The 19023-nt window shown below is 37.4% G+C and carries 12 protein-coding genes; 7 read left to right on the forward strand and 5 right to left on the reverse strand.

Annotation, left to right across the window (positions count from 1 at the left end):
- Positions 1–1213 (reverse strand): ABC transporter permease (locus RAO94_11125; protein ID MDP8322892.1); only part of this gene is annotated, 1213 nt, incomplete at its 3' end.
- A gap of 648 nt (positions 1214–1861) precedes the next feature.
- Between RAO94_11125 and RAO94_11130 the strand changes: the two genes are divergently transcribed.
- On the forward strand, positions 1862–2698 hold the full coding sequence (locus RAO94_11130) for a hypothetical protein (GenBank protein MDP8322893.1): 837 nt from the start codon (positions 1862–1864) through the stop codon (positions 2696–2698).
- Between the two features lie 68 nt (positions 2699–2766).
- Here RAO94_11130 and RAO94_11135 read toward each other — a convergent pair whose 3' ends face one another.
- Both RAO94_11135 and RAO94_11140 read right to left on the reverse strand, forming a co-directional pair.
- Positions 2767–5817: a T9SS type A sorting domain-containing protein gene (locus tag RAO94_11135; protein ID MDP8322894.1), complete on the reverse strand. Its 3051-nt coding sequence runs from the start codon at positions 5815–5817 to the stop codon at positions 2767–2769.
- Between the two features lie 167 nt (positions 5818–5984).
- Positions 5985–8501, reverse strand: coding sequence for a T9SS type A sorting domain-containing protein (locus tag RAO94_11140; GenBank protein ID MDP8322895.1), 2517 nt, complete (start codon positions 8499–8501; stop codon positions 5985–5987).
- Between the two features lie 973 nt (positions 8502–9474).
- On the opposite strand from RAO94_11140, the gene RAO94_11145 reads away from it, so the two are divergent.
- The 3 genes from RAO94_11145 to RAO94_11155 all read left to right on the forward strand — a co-directional run bounded on the left by RAO94_11145 (position 9475) and on the right by RAO94_11155 (position 12667).
- Positions 9475–10911 (forward strand): aminoacyl-histidine dipeptidase, encoded by a 1437-nt coding sequence (locus tag RAO94_11145; protein ID MDP8322896.1) that lies wholly within the window; start codon positions 9475–9477, stop codon positions 10909–10911.
- A 99-nt stretch (positions 10912–11010) separates the two neighbouring features.
- Positions 11011–11751 carry an NAD-dependent deacylase gene (locus RAO94_11150; GenBank protein ID MDP8322897.1) on the forward strand — a complete coding sequence of 247 codons (741 nt, stop codon included), beginning with the start codon at positions 11011–11013 and terminating at the stop codon, positions 11749–11751.
- Positions 11744–12667, forward strand: a complete 924-nt coding sequence (locus tag RAO94_11155) for a DMT family transporter (protein MDP8322898.1) — start codon at positions 11744–11746, stop codon at positions 12665–12667. The genes RAO94_11150 and RAO94_11155 overlap by 8 nt, the downstream gene beginning before the upstream one ends.
- Here the strand turns inward: RAO94_11155 and RAO94_11160 are convergent.
- Entirely contained in the window at positions 12640–12933 is a 294-nt protein-coding gene (locus RAO94_11160) for a hypothetical protein (protein MDP8322899.1), read from the reverse strand. The two genes, RAO94_11155 and RAO94_11160, sit on opposite strands and share 28 nt — an antisense overlap.
- Before the next feature lie 120 nt (positions 12934–13053).
- Here RAO94_11160 and RAO94_11165 point away from each other — a divergent pair, with 120 nt between their 5' ends.
- The 3 genes from RAO94_11165 (at position 13054) to RAO94_11175 (ending at position 17428) form a co-directional block, all read left to right on the forward strand.
- Complete coding sequence (locus RAO94_11165; protein ID MDP8322900.1) at positions 13054–14529, forward strand: hypothetical protein; 1476 nt, start codon at positions 13054–13056, stop codon at positions 14527–14529.
- On the forward strand, positions 14530–15282 hold the full coding sequence (locus RAO94_11170; protein MDP8322901.1) for a TatD family hydrolase: 753 nt from the start codon (positions 14530–14532) through the stop codon (positions 15280–15282).
- Positions 15283–15442: 160 nt separating this feature from the next.
- Positions 15443–17428 (forward strand): LruC domain-containing protein, encoded by a 1986-nt coding sequence (locus RAO94_11175; protein ID MDP8322902.1) that lies wholly within the window; start codon positions 15443–15445, stop codon positions 17426–17428.
- Positions 17429–17803: 375 nt separating this feature from the next.
- Here the strand turns inward: RAO94_11175 and RAO94_11180 are convergent.
- Positions 17804–19023, reverse strand: a 1220-nt coding sequence (locus tag RAO94_11180; GenBank protein ID MDP8322903.1) for a potassium channel family protein, incomplete at its 5' end; no start/stop codon positions are given.

Below are 19023 nucleotides of genomic sequence, written 5' to 3' on the forward strand. Positions count from 1 at the left end.
AACCTGCCATAACAAAGGCGGGATACATTCCAGAAAGCAAAGTACCGATCAATAATAACCCTAACAGGAGTTTTAGCAATAGCAGATTACTGAAAATGCCCATGCTCAAAGCTTTCCCTGAAAAAACATTGAAATAAGGCAACAGCAAATATGCGATGCCCACAGAAAGGAGCAGTGCCAAAAGGGTCATCATAAATGATTCACCCAGAAACTGCCCAATGATCTGTATTCGCTGAGCACCTGCTACTTTTCTGATGCCTATCTCACGACCTCTTCTTACTGCTTTGGCAGTTGCCAGGTTCATATAATTTATGCAGGCGATCACCAGGAGAAATATCGCTACTGAAATAAATATATAAATATCCTGAATGTTCCCGTTTGCTTCTATTTCCTTTTCCGCATGTCCATTCAGATGTATATCCCCAATAGGCTGGATAATAGTTTCACTGGTTCGATCCGGTGTCTGATGCTCTTCAGGTACATCAAATATTTCATAAGAATCTTTTTTTACTTTCTCCCGCAAAACCTCAGTCGCAGCTTCATCGGTTGTTTTTATATAAGAATAAAAACATTGAGCTCTATCTTCATCAGTCCCGTCCCAGAGAGTTCTCAATAGATCCATATTTATCAGAAAGTTGAAATGGAAATGCGAATTAACAGGAACATCCTTAATCACTGCCGATATTGTGAATTGCTCCCAATTCAAATACTGCAATCCTTTATTCAAGGGGTTTTCATCTCCAAAATACTTTCTCGCCAGACTTTCGGTGAGTACAATCGAATAAAGATCATTAAAAGCGGTTTCTTTATTTCCATATATAAATTCAAAATCAAAAACATCAAAGAACAGCGAATCCGCATACAAACCGCTTTTTTCGGAGAAGGATTCATCGTTAACTACAAAAACTCCTTCTGCTGGACATATTTTTACATATGATTCAACCTCCGGATAATGGTCTGCTATCTTGAAGATAAAAATACCAGGTGTCGCTGCCCAGTGATAATCCCATGTAGGACCAGTCCAGCGGTTTTCCAAACGATATATTCGCTCTGAATCCTGCCAGTGATCATCAAAACTCATTTCATCCTGAACATAAAGAAATATCAATAAACAGGTAGTCAATGATACCGTTAACCCGATCAGATTGATCAGAGAATAACCTTTATGCCGCCAAAGGCTTCTCATCGCTATTTTAAAATAATTCTTTAACATCGTTTCCCCTTATCATATCCGTGTAAATCTGTGTAATCCGTGGCTAAAAAAATCTCTTCGCCGTGATTCGAAACTCGTGACAAAAGACTTGAAAGCCTAAACGGTGTATAGTAAAAAAAGCTGATAACAACATAATACTTCGCTCAACTATCTGTATTCTCTGTAGAAACGTTGTAACAATATATAATATTGGATTTTGAGAATCTTTTAGCGAAATTGGGGAGTGATATGGTTGTAACCCACAGGGAACCCACAGGGAGAGTACTGGGGATAAAATATGGACAATTAATAAAGATAATTAATGACATTTCAGTTATTTAGGCATAGATTATCGTGATATGGGGTGTTAATCATTAAATTGTAACGGTTGATTTATGTGTGATGGCATTTCAAAAGAGTAATATAATATGTAAACTGGTGTATAAATTACCTTGATAAATGGGTTAATTTGATTTTTTAAATTCTTTGCCCTCTGAGCGACCATTGCGGAGGCATCAGCCTATGCGAAGCGCCGGCTCGACAAGCCATTCGCAAGGGCTTGGCTGAGGGGAATTGAACACCCTATTTAATTATTGACAATTATTTCACTTATTAGCAAATTGTTTACGTCATTAAATTTTAATAGATATTAAAAATAAGGGAAAGAAAGTGAAAAAATTATTTATCTTAGTGATCTTAGCTTTGCTGCTGCTGAGTTGCAGTGATGAATCCAGTGAGAGTGGGGAATTATTCAGTCTCAAGGTAGTTGATAGTGCAGATAATCCTGTGCAGGGGCTCATGGTAAGCATCAATAATACTTTTTTTGAAGGACAAGGTAATGGTAGACCCCAGACAGTAATTTCCTTTATAGTAGATGAAACAAGCCATATCAAGCTGGAGATACTTAACCTGCAAAATGAACTTGTCCGCACATTGATAGATGATAATTTTTTTGCTGGTGAACATCAATTTGTTTGGGATGGTGTTAATAATGATGCTGAGCCGGCTAATATAGGCGGCACTAATATTTTCAGATATGAAATGACCGCTACTAACACTGCAAATGCTGAAGAGCTATATAATGAAAGCAAATATATGTGCATGGAGTTACTGGTATATAACGATTTGAGTATTGTTGGCAGCACTGATGAAGAGGGAGTTTTCGTACTAGCTAACCAACTGGCATTCCCTCATTTATTTAACCCGGGTGAACAGCCACTATACGATGAAGATGGTTGTTACAATGGTACTTTTACTCTATCTGACAGTATTAATATCAAACTCACGGATCCAGAAACTGAGGAATACTTGATATTTACAGTTGCAATGGGTAGTTCCAGTCATAACCAATACAATTTAGTTTGGGAAAATCCTCAAACTGCGGATGTGGGAGCTGATATTTCTGAGATTCCCAGTCAGCCAGTAATTATTGAGCGAGGCGGTGATGATAATGAAGTACCAACAGGTTTTGGACTCCGGCAGAACTATCCAAATCCATTTAATTAACCGGGGATTTTGTAAATTTTCTGTGAACGAAGTTAACGCAGTGAACCCAGTTAATGAGAAGCTGCGGGTTACTTGATCAGCATAATCTTTTTAGTTGCTATTTCATAGCTACTCTTTAATCTAAGTAAATATATACCTGAACTCACTTTTCTATCGAATTCATTTTTACCATTCCAAATTAGGCTGTTATTGCCTGCCGGCAATACTTCATCAGCCAGAACCTTAACAAGCTGCCCCTTTAGATTATAGACTGATAGATTTACATGCTCAGCTTCCGTTAGATTAAAGATTATCTGTGTTTCTGGATTAAAGGGATTAGGATAATTTTCCATTTTCAATTTTTCATTTTCAATTATAGTCTCTTCTTCTATTTCTACCAACCCATACTCATAAGCTCCCATATCAGGTGCTGAGCCCCAGTATTCATCTTCACTCAAATCTATTAATACTTCTCCTTCATACTCGTAATAAGCTATACCAGCGTCGATACAGGGGGAATCTTCATTCAGGTGATAATCACCGGCATCCACATATGAAGGATAAAAACAAATATTTCCTTCCAGCCACTCTAATATCCCATCTTCAATCACAATAGCTTCCTGATTGCCATCAATATCGCTAAAGCAAATTGTTACTGAATTATACTCCTGATAATTCCAATGCATATATATTTCTTCTGAACTATTATTCCACAAAATGCTGTTAATGATGATCAGACCAGAATTTTCACAGCATATTCCACCTCCAGGAGATTCTGCTGTATTATCTGTAATGGTCATATTCTTCATGATCACGCTTGATGCGCTGCAATATATTGCTCCTCCATGTTCGCTGGCAATATTGTCAGCTAATAAAATATTATTCAACCTTGAATCATCATACCGTTGATAAATTCCTCCACCTTTATTAGCTGTATTACCTGATATTTCCATATAATCCAGAGAATTATCAGCACTTCTCCAATAGAGTCCACCTCCATCAGCTTCTGCTGTGTTGTTTCTAATTTTAATATTATCCCCATTAAGTATTGAATCACTACCATATATGCCTCCGCCATTCTGACCAGCATAATTATTCTGCACTAAAAAACTATCCAGAATGACGCTGCATTCATTTAACTTGATCCCCCCTCCTTCATCTACAGCAGTATTATTCTCAATAATAATATTACTACCCGAAAAATTAGTGTTGTTTCCATCTATCCCTCCACCATATAGACCCGCATAATTATTCTGCAGCAATATATTATTCATAGAAATACTGCTGCCAACCGAATAGATACCACCACCCATATTTTCTGCTGTATTATCACTAATAGTAATATTAATAAAATTTATACTTCCTCCCGCACAAATCACTCCTCCACCTCGCCAGTTCAATCCCCCTGTAATAGTTAGATCAGATATCGTCACATTTTCAGTTACATTACAATTTATCACCCCGGCAGTATTTTCGGCATTTAAGATTACAATATCTGTCTGTAAACCGGATAGGGAAACATAACTGGTGAGACATACCGGAAAACTTTCAGCATTAGAAGTATTACTATAAACACCTTCTGCAAGGTGCATTGTTACTGGATTCAGACTATCCCCCAGAATGATCAGGCTGGCATATCTGATTGTTTTCAAGGGATATTCCACACTCAATCCACTATTTAAGTTATCGCCTTCAGGTGAAATATAAAGATCAGTACTGACCTGGTTCAGTTTACTATGCTGGATATCAAAATTAGAATTATAAAATGGATAAGCATGTATCGCTGTTGGATTGATAACTGTGAATGTATCTACTATGACATCTAAAGGTCCTGACGAATAGATATCACTCCCATATCCCGATTTATCAATGTTATTAAGATAAATATTGCAGAGATTTTCATTATTAAATAACGGAACCGACCCACCAAGATATAATCCTCCTCCTCTATTTGCTGAATTAAGGGCAATAGTCACATTCTCAAATTCAGGATAAGAATATGAACGAGAAGATATCCCTCCCCCATCTTCAATCGCACTGTTATTTAATATTTTAACATTCTCCAGTATGGAAGATGAACCATGAAAACTTATTCCCCCGCCGATTTCTGCAGAATTACCTGCAATTAATATATTTACCAGATCAGGTGAAGAATAGTATATGCAAAGTCCTCCTCCATCTGCTGAGGTATTATTGACCATCTCTACATTATCCAGAGTACAATCAGATAGTTCAATATAAACCCCGCCACCTCTGGATTCAGCACTGTTATTCTCAACCACAAGACTCTCTAAAAATGGCGTGGTATATCCATATAGAGCAATTCCTCCCCCGGCATCAGCAGTATTATCCCTGATTGATAAATGCGATAATTCCGGATTGGAATTCATGCAGTAGATCCCACCCCCATTGGAATCAGAACAATTACCTGCGATTGTTGTTTCCTGAATTACCGGATCAGAATTTTCACAATAAATTCCTCCGCCATCGCTAATAGCAGAATTATTGCTTATTATTGACTTATCCAGTTCGGGACACGAATTATTTATACAGTATATCCCTCCTCCAGCTCTTGATGAATTATCTTTTATTTCTACATCTAATAATATTGGAGATGAATTGTCACATTCCATGCCTCCTGCATCGTAATTTGCCTGGTTATTTCTGATAATTACGCTTTCAAGTATTGGATTTGAATTATCACAAAAACTTACCCCACCACCATAATATGCCATATTGTATTCAATGATTAAATGCTCTAATGATGGACTGGATGATGTGCAATAAATTGCACCACCATTCACAGCCCAGCCATCAGTTAACGTAAATCCAGATAATACTGAACTTGAATCTTCACCATTTTCAAATACCGCTATACTGACTGAAATATCGCGATTAATAATAGTCTGCGAAATATAACTGGTGTCCTGTGTAGTGCAAAACCACGAACCTACGGTAATTCCTTTCCCATTGAAATTGATATTCTCCACATAAATTCCCGTTGCCACCAGAACGCTATCTCCATCAACTGCTACGTCAATTGCACTTTGGATCGTCTCATAATCTTCTGGTACATTAATAGTCACTGCCTTTATTCCGAAAGTTATTAATAAAAAAAATAAAATAATAACCTGCTTCATAATACCTCCAAAATGAGCTTTACGTTAAGACGATGTACTCATCGAAAATGCCTGCCCCGATTCGTCGGGGACTTGAGGGTGGACAGATAAAACCTGGCTACTATCCAAACTACCACCCAGTCTTAAGTCAATCCGGAAATACCGTCTTAACTCAATACTCACGCACGTTATTTAATCAGCATAATCTTTTTTGTCGTTGTTTCATTATTACTCTTTAACCTGAGTAGATATATACCTGAACTCACTTTTCTGCTGGTTTCATTTTTGCCATCCCAGATCAGGCTGTTATTACCTGTCGGCAATACTTCATCTGCCAGAAGCTTCACTAATTGACCTTTTAGATTATACACTGAGAGATTCACATGCTCTGCTTCCGGTAAATTAAAGGTTATCTGAGTTTCTGGATTAAAGGGATTAGGGTAATTTTGAATTTTGAGTTTTGAATTTTGAGTTATGAATTCGTCAGCCTCCACAAGTCCATACTCAAAAGCTCCCATATCCGGTGCTGTGCCATAATATTCATCTTCACTTAAATCTATTAATACTTCTCCTTCATATTCATAATATGCTGTTCCGGCATCAATACAGGGCGAATCTTCTCCCAGAAGATAGCTACCATTGGCCGGATCAAAAAATAACGGGTCTTCATTTATATTACCTTCAAGCCAGTTTACATAATTTGAATTAGTTATTCCTCCCAATCCCCCCTCAATATCTGAATAAATTATATTGAATCCTTCATGGATATGCCCAAGGGAGATTCCTTCAATTCCGTTATTCCAAAGCAGGCTATTAATTATATAAGCTTCTTCAGTAGAAACATTTTTATAGATGCCCCCTCCTACTTCTGCAGAACAATTTGCTATAGTTACATTTTCTAATCTGAAGCTCCCAAACAAGCTATATATGCCACCTCCCCACGATGCTGAGTTATTGAGCAAAGCGACATTTTTTAATTTAAAATTGGAATAATAACTGGAAATTCCTCCACCTTTTTCCGCATTACCATTCCTGATAGTCATATTAGAAATCTCCTGATATGGTTGCTGATATGGTTGAAAGTTAATTCTAATCACTCCTGATTCCCCCTCAGCATCAAGTATTACACCATCTCTTTCAATACCTGTTAATGATACATATAATGGTAATTGCACAGGAAAATACTCATTATTAGTTGTAGAAGAATATATTCCTTGCATCAGGTTGATAGTTCTGGGATTTCCTGCGTCTGCCAGAATAGTAGAACAAGCATAATGAATAGTCAGTAATGGAGATGCAATACTCAATCCATCATTTGCGTTATCTCCAAAAGGAGAGACAAATAAGTCAGCACTAATCTGTTCCTGCATTACGTGCTCAATACTATATTCTAAGGGATTATATGAAAAAACGTGATAGTCGGTAGGAGCTATTACAGTAAATGTATCCAGAACTACTGTATAAAGGGACTCACAATCTAAGTACATATCTGCCCCGATTCTTCTACCACAGTTATTTAGATAAATACTGCATCTACTTTCGTTGCTAAAAATGAGTTCATCCTCTGAACAATAAATTCCCCCTCCTGACAGGGCACTATTTCCTGAAATAGATAATCCGCTCATCAATATTTGTGTGTTTTCACTATATATACCACCACCATATGAAGATGCATCATTAAACTTAATATCCACTTCTGTTAAATCCAAATCACCGAAATCAGATGCAATACCACCCCCTAAGTCTGAACTATTATTTCTGATAATCGTATTTAGTATCTGAGTATTTGCACTTTCAAGATAAATACCCCCACCATTATAAGTTGCTTCATTATATCTAATATCGACATTTGCTAAATCCAAATCACTGTAATTAGATGCAATACCACCCCCTAAGTCTGAAATATTATTTCTGATAATTGTATTTAATATTTGCGTATTTGCACTTTCAAGATATATCCCCCCGCCCTTATAAGATGCACAATTTCCAATTATTATTGAATTATTTATTACTGCAGTAGAATGTGAAACTTTTATACCTCCTCCATTAATCGTCTCATTATCTCTTATTTCTACACTATCCAGATAAGTTGTACCACTGAAACTATAAATATAAACTCCACCTCCTACTTGAGCTGTATTTCTTATGGTTTTTGTATTATTTATTATCGCCGAACAACTATACCCTATATAAATTCCACCACCAGCATGGTATGAAATGTTATCTGAAATTAATAGACCATGCATCTGTGGGTTACCCTCAGCAAGGCAACCTACACCACCTCCCTCATCAGCTTGATTATTCTCGATTTTCAACATATTAAGGCAGGGACTACTACTGTTACATGATACCCCACCGCCTAAATAAGCAGCAAACCCATTTCTTATTGTAAAACCCGTCAGAACTGATAAAGAATCTTCTTCATTTACAAATTTAACTACACTGTCAATTCCTCCACCGTCTATCACCGTCTGAGAAATGTAACTGGTATCCTGAGTTGTGATGAACCAAGAGCCTACGGTTATTGCTTTGCCATTGAAATTGATATTCTCCAGATAAGTCCCCGGTGTCACCAGAACGGTATCACCATCTGAGGATGCACCAATCCCTTCCTGAATAGTCTCATAATCTTGCGGCACATTAATAGTCACTGCCCCTATTCCAAAAGTTATTAATAAAAGAAATGAAATAATAATCTGCTTCATATCACCCTCTGTTATAAAATTATTAAATTTCTGGCTCTTTACATAAACTTTGTTTACTCTGATAAATAAACTCTAATCCAGCATAACCTAGAGCAAAAATACCCGTTGTATCAAGACCATCCTGGTCTTGCTTTCTTTGCCCTCACCCAGAGCAGGGATGCTCTGGTTACAACAAAACCAAGGCTCGACAATGCTTGTCATTGTGTCAAGAATAATTTACTATGAGTCATTTTATCCTCTCTTTTTATTCTGAAAATTAACTGTCTGATTTTATTACATACCTCCTACCCATCCCAGGCTGTTTTCTGAAAATAATACACTATTTTTGTTCTAATATATAACTATAGTTAATAATCTTTATATTATCTCTATTAATTATAATATTTTAGCAATCTTAGATATGAATAAGTAAGCTATTGGAGGAATAACAAAGCACATAGTGACATTTTTTTGTTATATTGTGCTTTTTTGTTCTGTCTGTTCTACACTTAGAAAGCTGAAAATATAAATTTATTCATCAAAAATTATCTTAAGAGAGTGAAAATTAAGCAGGTATTTGCTCAAGGAGAGCAGGCAGTATCTTAATAAAGAAATTGATTTTTTTAATATAGGGAATTTAACTAAGCGATGTGAAATTCAGATGTTTTATGCTGAGAGCGAAAAAAAAATCACAAAAATTAAAAAAAAAGTTTGCATCTATTAAGTATGGGTTATATTATAATTACAGCCTGCCTGAACATTATGACTTAGGGGTGCTTTTCAATCAATAAACCCCAATTGGCAGACTCATTAGAAAACAGAAGATAGCCCGACCGGTTATCACAGGCTTCATTAGAAAGAAGCCGAAGCAAATGAAGTGACGCAGATTAATCTGCGTCACTTATTTTTTTTATTATAACATTTCCTTTGACATAAAGTATGTAATCAGTATTTTTAGGTAAATGGTGAAATCTTGGTGAGAAAGTGAGATTGTATGGGAAATATAACAGGGAAATTTTTATCCATTTTTAATGAGATAGTAGCGATACCTCGATGTTCCAAGCATGAAGAAGCAATCGGCGACTGGCTTGTGGGCTGGGCAAAAACAAATAAATTGAAATTCAAGCGTGACGAAGCGGGAAATATTGTAATATTAGTTCCTGGTACATCCGGCTACGAGCAAAGCAAAACCGTGATATTGCAGGGACATATGGATATGGTATGTGAGAAGAATCCTGAAAGTGATCATAATTTCTGCACTGATCCCATTATTCCGATAGTAGATGGAGACTGGCTACGGGCAGATAATACTACCCTGGGAGCTGATAATGGGGTGGCAATTGCCCTTGCACTTATGCTCGTGGAAGAAAACAAACCCCATCCACCGTTGGAAATATTATTCACTGTAGATGAAGAAACCGGATTAAAGGGTGCTAAGGAACTGCAGCCAGAATTTCTGGAAGGTAAGATACTCATCAACTTAGATTCGGAAGGAGAAGGAAAATTTACGATTGGATGTGCCGGGGGTAAGCATATTATTATCCGATTACCTTTGGAATATGAACCGGCTTATGATGGCAGTACTTTTTTGCATCTTACTATTTCGGGACTTCTGGGTGGACATTCGGGAGTGGATATCAATAAGAATCGGGCATCAGCATTGAAATTATTATCCAGAGCCCTCTATATTCTGCAGGAAGAATTCAGCTTCAATATAGCCGGCATCTCTGGTGGCAGTTCTCATAATGCAATATCTCGAAATGCAGAATGCACTATCTGTATATATCCTGAAGATCAGGAAAAGATAGAAGAAAAACTATCCGTGATAAAAGAAACATTTTTACGTGAGTATGCAGAAGTGGATCCAGCTATTGAGCTAACCAGTGGGATAGTTACACCATTAGATGAGATATTAACAGAAGAGAGCACTTTGAAAGCGATAGATCTGCTATTGGCGTTACCTCATGGGGTAGCTGCCATGAGTTATAACATTCCTGGTCTGGTTGAAACCTCATGCAATATGGCAGTTATTGAGATTGAAAGCAGTAATTTGCGCATTTTAACAAGTATCAGGAGCTCAGTTGGCAGCAGAGTGGAAGCACTTGGTGCAAGAATCCTTGCTACAGCAGAATTAGCAGGTGCCAAGGTTCATGTAAGTGAAGGCTATCCTGCCTGGGAACCAAATACAGATTCTGAGTTACTGAAAAAGTGTGTGATAAGCTATAGTAATCTTTTCAAGCATGAACCGGGAGTATTGATAATTCATGCCGGATTGGAATGCGGATTGATCGGTGAAAAATATCCCGGCATGGAAATGATCTCTTTTGGACCTTCCATAGAAAATGCTCATTCACCTTGTGAACGCCTTAATCTGCCATCTTTTGAGCGAACCTGGGAATTTCTGGCAGTTCTGCTGGAGGATTTACAATAATCAAAGAAGGTCAAGAACCCGGCAGAATAAAATAATATCAGAAGCAATATTACAAAGCGATTCCAGGGATAATTTTGCTACTTTCCGGGAGGAAGAATAATGCCTAGAATAGAAAAAGCAATTGAAATTATCAAAGAATCCCGGTTTTTGACAGCATTCTGCGGGGCAGGAATATCAGTGGAAAGTGGGATACCACCCTTTCGGGGAGAAGGCGGATTATGGAACCGATATGATCCTGATTGCCTTGATCTGGATACATATCTATATCATCCTGAACGCACCTGGAAACTCATTAAAGAGATATTTTATGACTTCTTTGGACAGGCAAAACCCAATCCGGCTCATTATGCTTTGGCAGAACTGGAAAAAATTGGCTATTTAAAATCAGTAATTACTCAAAATATTGATAACCTGCAACAAGAGGCAGGCAGCACTAATGTAATCGAATTTCATGGAAATTCTCATTTCTTTGTTTGCACAAGCTGCTCAACGAAATATAAACTATCGGAGCTTAAATTATCTAACACTCCACCTCTGTGTCCTGCCTGCGGAAAACTATTGAAACCTGATTTTATCTTCTTTGGGGAGGCAATACCTGCCCTGGCACGGGATCGGGCATTTAGAGAGAGTGAAGTAACTGACGTGATGCTGGTGATCGGCACAACAGGAGAAGTGATGCCAGCCAGTATGATACCATATATTGCCAGGCAGCAGGGTGCATTTATAATCGAGATCAATCCAGGATATTCTGCTTATCAGAATGGAGTATCTAATATAGTGATCAGACAACCGGCAGGAGAAGTAATGCCTAAGATAGTCAAAGGTGTGAAGGGTGAATAACCAAAAGCAGGCATATATTTACGGATTAATAGCTGTATTTTTCTGGTCAACTGTAGCTACAGCCTTTAAAATCGCTTTAAAATATAATTCACCTGCTGCCATGCTGCTGCTGGCAAGTCTATTTTCACTGGCAGCACTCATTATAGTAGCTGTCTGGCAGGGGAAATTATCCCTGCTTTGGAAATCCCCAAAACGGTTATTAGTTAAAGCCTGTCTTTTAGGGATTTTAAATCCCATGCTTTATTACCTGATACTACTGCAGGCATACAACCTGCTTCCAGCTCAAATTGCTCAACCATTGAATTATACCTGGGCAATTATGATCGCTTTACTTTCCATTGTCATCCAGAAGCAGAAATTGCGATATTTTGATATTATAGCTTTGATAGTATGTTATAGCGGTGTGGCAGTGATCTCGTCCGGAGGTGGCAGGCTGGGTGAAATAAATCACACAGGAGTTTTTCTAGCACTGATATCCTCAATAGTCTGGGCATTTTACTGGATCTATAATGCAGGTATCAAGCTTGATCCGCTCATCAAGCTTATCGCTAATTTTATTACCGGGAGTATATTAATATTCTGCTACTGTCTTATTACCCGCGATCTGCCAGTATTCAGTAAAATGGGATTATTATCAACACTCTATCCGGGGCTGTTTGAAATGGGACTCACATTCGTGTTCTGGTTAAAAGCAATGGAACTTACAGAGAAAACAGTGAGTATCTCAAATCTGATCTTTCTGTCTCCCTTCCTCTCATTTATTTTTATTAAAATAACTCTCAAAGAATCCATAGCATGGACTTCCGTTGCGGGTTTAATACTAATTACAGCGGGTATATTATTTCAGCATTATCAAGCAGGCAAAGATCTAAAACATAAGCAAAAAAATCAGTTCTCGCACTCCTCTTCTTCATAATCTTCATCATCGTCATCATCATCTTCTTCATATTCGTCATCAAGCATCCAGTCAGGGCAGAATAATGAATTTTCCTTCTTATCCCAGCCATCCACATTTTCCAATCCGAACCTATCAAGCATATCTTCTTCCCACACTGAATAACGCACGTCATCATTATAAATATCATATACCAGTACCGGATTTGAAAACTTTCTAAGGGAATAGGGATTGCCAATCAATTCAAAAAACTCTCTTATACGCTTACGATCGCGTTCTGCTTTCATTATATCTTTCTCCTATACTTTTTTATAATTTGACCAAAAACTCCACTACTATAAACACGTCCTCAAAAAACAGTGAGTGTTTATATGTCAAATAAAATGAAAAATATTTTGTTAATCTTGGTGCTGATTTGCCTGAGTGCAACGGCTTATGGCTTTGCTCCGCAGAGACGGGATTTTGCCTCTGAATATCAATATCGGCTCTATCGAAGCTGGCTGGCAAGAGAAGCTACTGAAATTGATCTGCCAGCAAAAATTACTGCCGAATATGTGAGACGCAATATTAAGTTCAGCAAAACGGGTGAAGCTCAAGTGATATATATCTGGAATAACTGGGAAATCACCAGTCAGCGTGAAGACCTGCCGGCAATGCTGCCATTCAGCAATTATGAAACCGAATTGATCATTGCGGGAGAGCTGCTTTACAGACTTAATTGCCGTCATCGCATCTTTGCAGAAGATTATCTTGAAAAACTGCCGATATCAATCACCTATCAGGGATTACGATCATCTTTTGCCCTTGACAGCTTATATGCCCATTATCCCAATCAAAGATTGCCCCTGGATAAGCTTCATCCTGTAATTGATAATGACAATCTGGTGCAACTTATACTGCAAATGGTCAATGGTGACGAATTGATCATTATCTTCGATGAACTCAATCAGTATCCTACAGCAAGAGTACAGCTTGAGAATTACGAAAAATCGGTTGATGCTGGAAATCTCCCAGCCGATTTCAGCCGTCATCAGGAAGATATTGCCACCTGGTATCCACCTAAAAAAGAGCAGGAAAAGCCTTATCAGAAAGAATCTATTCCCAAACCTGATGATATAATAAGCAGTGAAATTAAAACTGAGATATCTGCTGATACAATGCTGACAGATTATGAAATTAAGCTCCTTAAATGGGTGGAATCAAACCTTGAAACTTCCTGGGGTTCTGAAATGCTGAATAATAAAATTCCCAATATTACAGAATTCCTGCAAACTGAATTCTCTGAACACTCGCTATTGATAAAAGGTGATAATTATTTGCTTTCGCATACTCCTTTTTCGGGGAATCTTAAGTCAAATATATATCTCAGGATCAGTAACAGCGAGGGCTGGGTAATAAATGCCCTGGATGACATCAATATCCAAAATAAAAAAGTTACTGTTGCAGGATTTGAAGGATTTGACCTTTCAGACCTGGAGAATTATGATATTGAAGTTATCGCCCACTATATTCCTCAGTTGCTAATGACACACAGAGTTATGTCCAGCAAGCTTGCCGGCTTCATTCTGGAGCCAGATATAGCAGAAACCACACTAGTTATAAGAGGATCAAACCGTCATGTATATGACCTTGATTCCTATCGTGACCTGCTTTTTATCCTTGGTAAATTCTGGCAGGACAGAACAATCTATTATAATATTGCTGATTTCCGTTTGATTGACGGATACATAGAATTTAAGGGTTACCTGGCTGCTGAAGATCGTGATACGGGTAAATATGACCTGGCAGAAATTCGCTATCGCCTTGATGATGATTACACTATTGTCCTGGCGATGGTTGTGGTCTTCCCGGATCAGGCTCCTCAATATGAACAGGGTAGATAAATGAAGATATTTGAATCTCACACGCATCTTGATAATTCCAAATTTGATAAAGACCGCCAACAGGTAATTGAGAATTGTAAGAATGCCGGCGTAACCAGAATGATCAATGTAAGCTGCGATGCTAAAACCCTCAAAGATTCCATAAATCTGGCAGAAAAATATGATTTCATCTATGCCACTGCCGGTTTTCATCCCCATGACGCTACAGAACTTGATCTTGATATGGTGCGCAAAGCGGCTGCCCATCCTAAAGTTGTGGCAATTGGAGAGATCGGACTTGATTATTTCCGTGATCTCTCTCCGCGTGATGTGCAGAGAGATGCTTTCCGCAAACAACTTGAACTTGCCATGGAACTCAAAATGCCAATCGTCATCCATGATCGTGATGCACATGAAGATATATTATCGATCCTCAAGGAATATAATCCTCCTCAGGTTGTTTTTCACTGCTTTGCAGGTGGCTATTTCATGGCTCAACAAATTATTGATCTGGGCTGGCATATTTCCTTTACCGGGAATATCACTTACAAAAATTCCACGCTTACTGACATTATCCGAATGGTTCCTGATGACAAATATTTTGTGGAAACTGACAGTCCATATCTTACTCCTCACCCTCATCGCGGTAAAAGAAATGATCCCAGCATGTTAAGATACATTATTGAAGAAATCGCCCAGATCCGCTACCAGACACCAAAAACGATTGCTCAGCAATCATACGAAAACGCCTTATTATTCTTTAATATTAATTGAATTTCCCTTTAGATTTTCTCTCAGATCAGGCATAACTTTCTGAAAATTATCTTACTTAGTAAAAAATTACTTGCAATTTTTATCATTATTTTGAAGTATTGACACGCAATGAGATGTTAGAAATAATATGTTATTAAAAGCAATAATGAGGGAGAAAATCATGAAAAGATTTTTATTTTTGCTAATGGTGATCTGTATCATCATATCTGCATGTTCACTTACCGATTCCGATATTGATATTAGTAATTCCTATGACATTCCGGATGACTTTGACTTTGCAACTGACCAAAAAGTTGATTTTGAAGTCTCACTTAGGAATCAGGATGGTGTACCCATTTCTCATATTCGTTATGAAATCTATTATGTAAATAATCAGAATCAGCACCTCCGAATAATGAATGTAAAAACCGATCGGTACGGCAAGATCACAAAAATAGTCACAATTCCATCTTATGTCAGAAAACTCTACTTATGCGGACTCATGGATAATTTTGAGCTGCCAATTGTGAATGGTGAAGCAAAATATATGCTGGGACCTGGTCACTGCTATGGAATTAATAAGAACTTCCAAGGTCCTGCTCCATCACGTTCTTTTTCATATCTGGATGGCATCGATTATAATTCACAGGGCTTACCAGAACAGATTGAACTCACAGCTATTGATCCTGAACTCACTGCACGTATCTCTACTTCTTTACCGGAACAGCAGGATCTAAACGATACTCACCCCCAATACATAGCTGATGGTGTGGAACATAATCTCCTGCTGGATGGCTACTCAGATATCTGGCTTACCTTCGTTTCAGAAGGAACTGAAGATTGCTCTGCTCTGGGATTTTATACCTATAACCAGGCAGATGGACCTCCAGCAAATCCAGCTTCTCTTGACCACGTGCTGGTATTCCCAAATTGCTCTTATCCCGGCTCGGGAGGGGCTCTGGAATCTGGCGCAAAAATCCATCTGGGCAGTTTTGAACCAGGAACTGCTATCGGCTGGTTCATTGTTAAAGATGGCTGGCAATCAAATGCAATCGTCTCAGAAACAGAACAGCGTTTCTATAGCAATGCCCAGTATAATCCCGAAAATGCTTCTTACAACCAGCATCAGATTCTTCTTTATGATGATGATTATCAGTTATTTGTGATTGGTTTTGAAGACCAGATGAGACCTTATTGTGATAATGACTTCAACGATCTTATCTTCTTTGCCGAAATAGAACCTATAGATCATGTTATCCTGAGCGATGTACAGCCCATTGATCTACCAGCAGACAGCGATGGCGATGGCGTGAGTGATCCCAATGATGATTACCCAAATGATCCCATGCGGGTTTCCACCCACTATTATCCCGTCAGTGTAGATTCCTGTACCCTTGTATTTGAAGACCTCTGGCCAAATCTCGGTGATTATGATTTCAACGATATCGTCATCTATTATCGATATGAGGTTATTCTGGATGCAAATGACCATTTCACAGACTGGTATGCCTATTTTAACCTTAAAGCTGCCGGAGCTGGCTTTGATAACGGCTTTGTTATTGAAGTTCCTTTCTTTACACATGATAACACGATATCTATCACTGAAAGCAGCGATAATATTGAACCTATATATGAGCCTGAAATGACAAAAGCACTGATACACGTTTTCCCCAGCGTAAATGCTCTCACCGGCTATGGCGGTTCATATAATACAGTACCGGAAAACCCTCGACGGAATGACGTCACTTTCTGGTTCCACTTGCAGAATACTAATCCTGACCTGAATACATTTGCTGAATCTTATCAGGAATTCCCTTATAATCCTTTTATCATCCAGAACGGGGACGTTAGTCATGAAATACATCTTATGAATTTTCGCCATTCCGAATTCGGTGATTTCTCTGGTATGGGGGAATGGTATTTCACGGGTGATGATGCCAGTGATCCTGGTGGAACTATGGGTGATCCTACATATTTCGTATCTTCCACTGGAATGCCCTGGGGTTTGAATATACATGCACCATGGGTTTGGCCCGCTGAAAGAAACAGTATTTCCGATACTTATACCCATTTCGTAGAATGGGCAGAAAGCGGTAATACCGTTCAACAGGACTGGTATCTTTTCGAAGCTGGAAATGTCAATATGGAACTGGTATATAATCCTTAATAATCAAAATCAAAATCATATAAGCAGCAGAATATTTTTGATAAAATATCCTGCTGCTTTTTTATTGTAATAATATACAGACCTTCTCGTGGAACAACTTAGCACATACTGACATTATTTTGTTATATAGTTCTTTGTTGTTTTTCCTGATAGGCAGAAATTTGCTAGAGAATGCTATTAGTAAAGGAATTATCATGATGAAAATTAGTGTCAGGAGAGAAAAGACTTAACAGAAAATACAGGGAGTACTAAGAAGGAGAGATATCTGGGCAGGTCATGATTTAAAAAAATATCCGGTGAGAACAAAGATCAGATTTCTTATAATACCTAACCAGGTTCTTTAGACAGTAATTAACGATTCAATTACAAATTATATTATCTTAAAAGCAGATTACCATATGATGTGATAAATAAACCGAGACTTATCCAGCCTAATGCTCCTTCTATCATTACAAGGCATTTTGATAGAATATTGCGAGGATACCAATCTCCTACACCGATAGTAGTGAAAGTACAGAAGGAAAAGTAGAAACAATTCCCGAATAGGATAATTTTATTTTTAATGAATTTCAGTTTTGCCACTTTAATTATTTCAAGCCTTGGTAACTCAAATATAATTTTTTCTATCATTTTCATCTTATCCAGTTGTTCATCCTCTCCTTCCACTATTTTAAACTTAAAACGCAATTCATCCATTGTAAGTATACTGAGTTTATTTTTTATAATATTTTCAAATTCTATATGCTCATGAAGGTTTGAAATATAATCAGGCTTCAAGAAGTAAACAAAAGCAAAAACAAAAATAACTACTAAAGCATAAGGAAATATTCTCAATGGCTGAGTACCGTAACCAGTAGAAATCCAATCCACATAATAAAACAAGGTCTTAAAGATTCTGTTAAGAAATCCAGCATCCGAGTCTTTCCAGTAGTTCTTTCTCAAATAATCATGCGATGCATAATGACAATCATCTACATCATCCAAGCGGTTACGCCTTCTTAAACTTTTCTTCAATGTACTGTACATAGAAATCATTCTCTCTGCTTTATTTGGCCCTTCAGAAACATTGAGATTCATTGTCTTAAGAACATCCCAATCAAAATTGATACCCTCTTGAAATTCATTGTCTTCAAGAGTTATATTATTATTAATACTATCATTTAATGAGGGCTGCAAATTGAATTTTTTCTCTATATTATTTGATTTTAAAATTAAATTATTTGGTCGGTTTATAGTTAGGTTTTTCAAAGTATTTTCTTCCAAAATCAAGATGTTATCTTTTCTTCCAAATATCTCAAGGTTTTCAATTACCGAGTTTTTAATTATTATTTGAGTGCATAAATCACCTAGTATTACATTATTTAAATCTGAGTTAATGATTTCCAAATCAATGTTTCCCAAATATCGATATATTACCCTTTCAGCAAAATTAACATTTTCAAGATTTCTCCCAAGAGCAAATTTTTCTTTACTAATAGATTCATCAACATGATAATTCACATTATCAAAAGTGATTTTTGCTGGGTAGAATTTTATTATTCGATTAATAGTTTCACTTCCGAACTTAGTTTCTTGAAAATTATCTGGGTGATATT

The sequence above is a fragment of the Candidatus Stygibacter australis genome (assembly GCA_030765845.1).
Classification (GTDB): Bacteria; Cloacimonadota; Cloacimonadia; order Cloacimonadales; family TCS61; genus Stygibacter; species Stygibacter australis.

Coding starts and splice junctions, on each gene's coding strand:
- RAO94_11135 (MDP8322894.1), bottom strand. CDS start 5,817: ATGAAGCAGGTTATTATTTTATTTTTTTTATTAATAACTTTCGGAATA.
- RAO94_11140 (MDP8322895.1), bottom strand. CDS start 8,501: ATGAAGCAGATTATTATTTCATTTCTTTTATTAATAACTTTTGGAATA.
- RAO94_11145 (MDP8322896.1), top strand. CDS start 9,475: ATGGGAAATATAACAGGGAAATTTTTATCCATTTTTAATGAGATAGTA.
- RAO94_11150 (MDP8322897.1), top strand. CDS start 11,011: ATGCCTAGAATAGAAAAAGCAATTGAAATTATCAAAGAATCCCGGTTT.
- RAO94_11160 (MDP8322899.1), bottom strand. CDS start 12,933: ATGAAAGCAGAACGCGATCGTAAGCGTATAAGAGAGTTTTTTGAATTG.
- RAO94_11170 (MDP8322901.1), top strand. CDS start 14,530: ATGAAGATATTTGAATCTCACACGCATCTTGATAATTCCAAATTTGAT.
- RAO94_11175 (MDP8322902.1), top strand. CDS start 15,443: ATGAAAAGATTTTTATTTTTGCTAATGGTGATCTGTATCATCATATCT.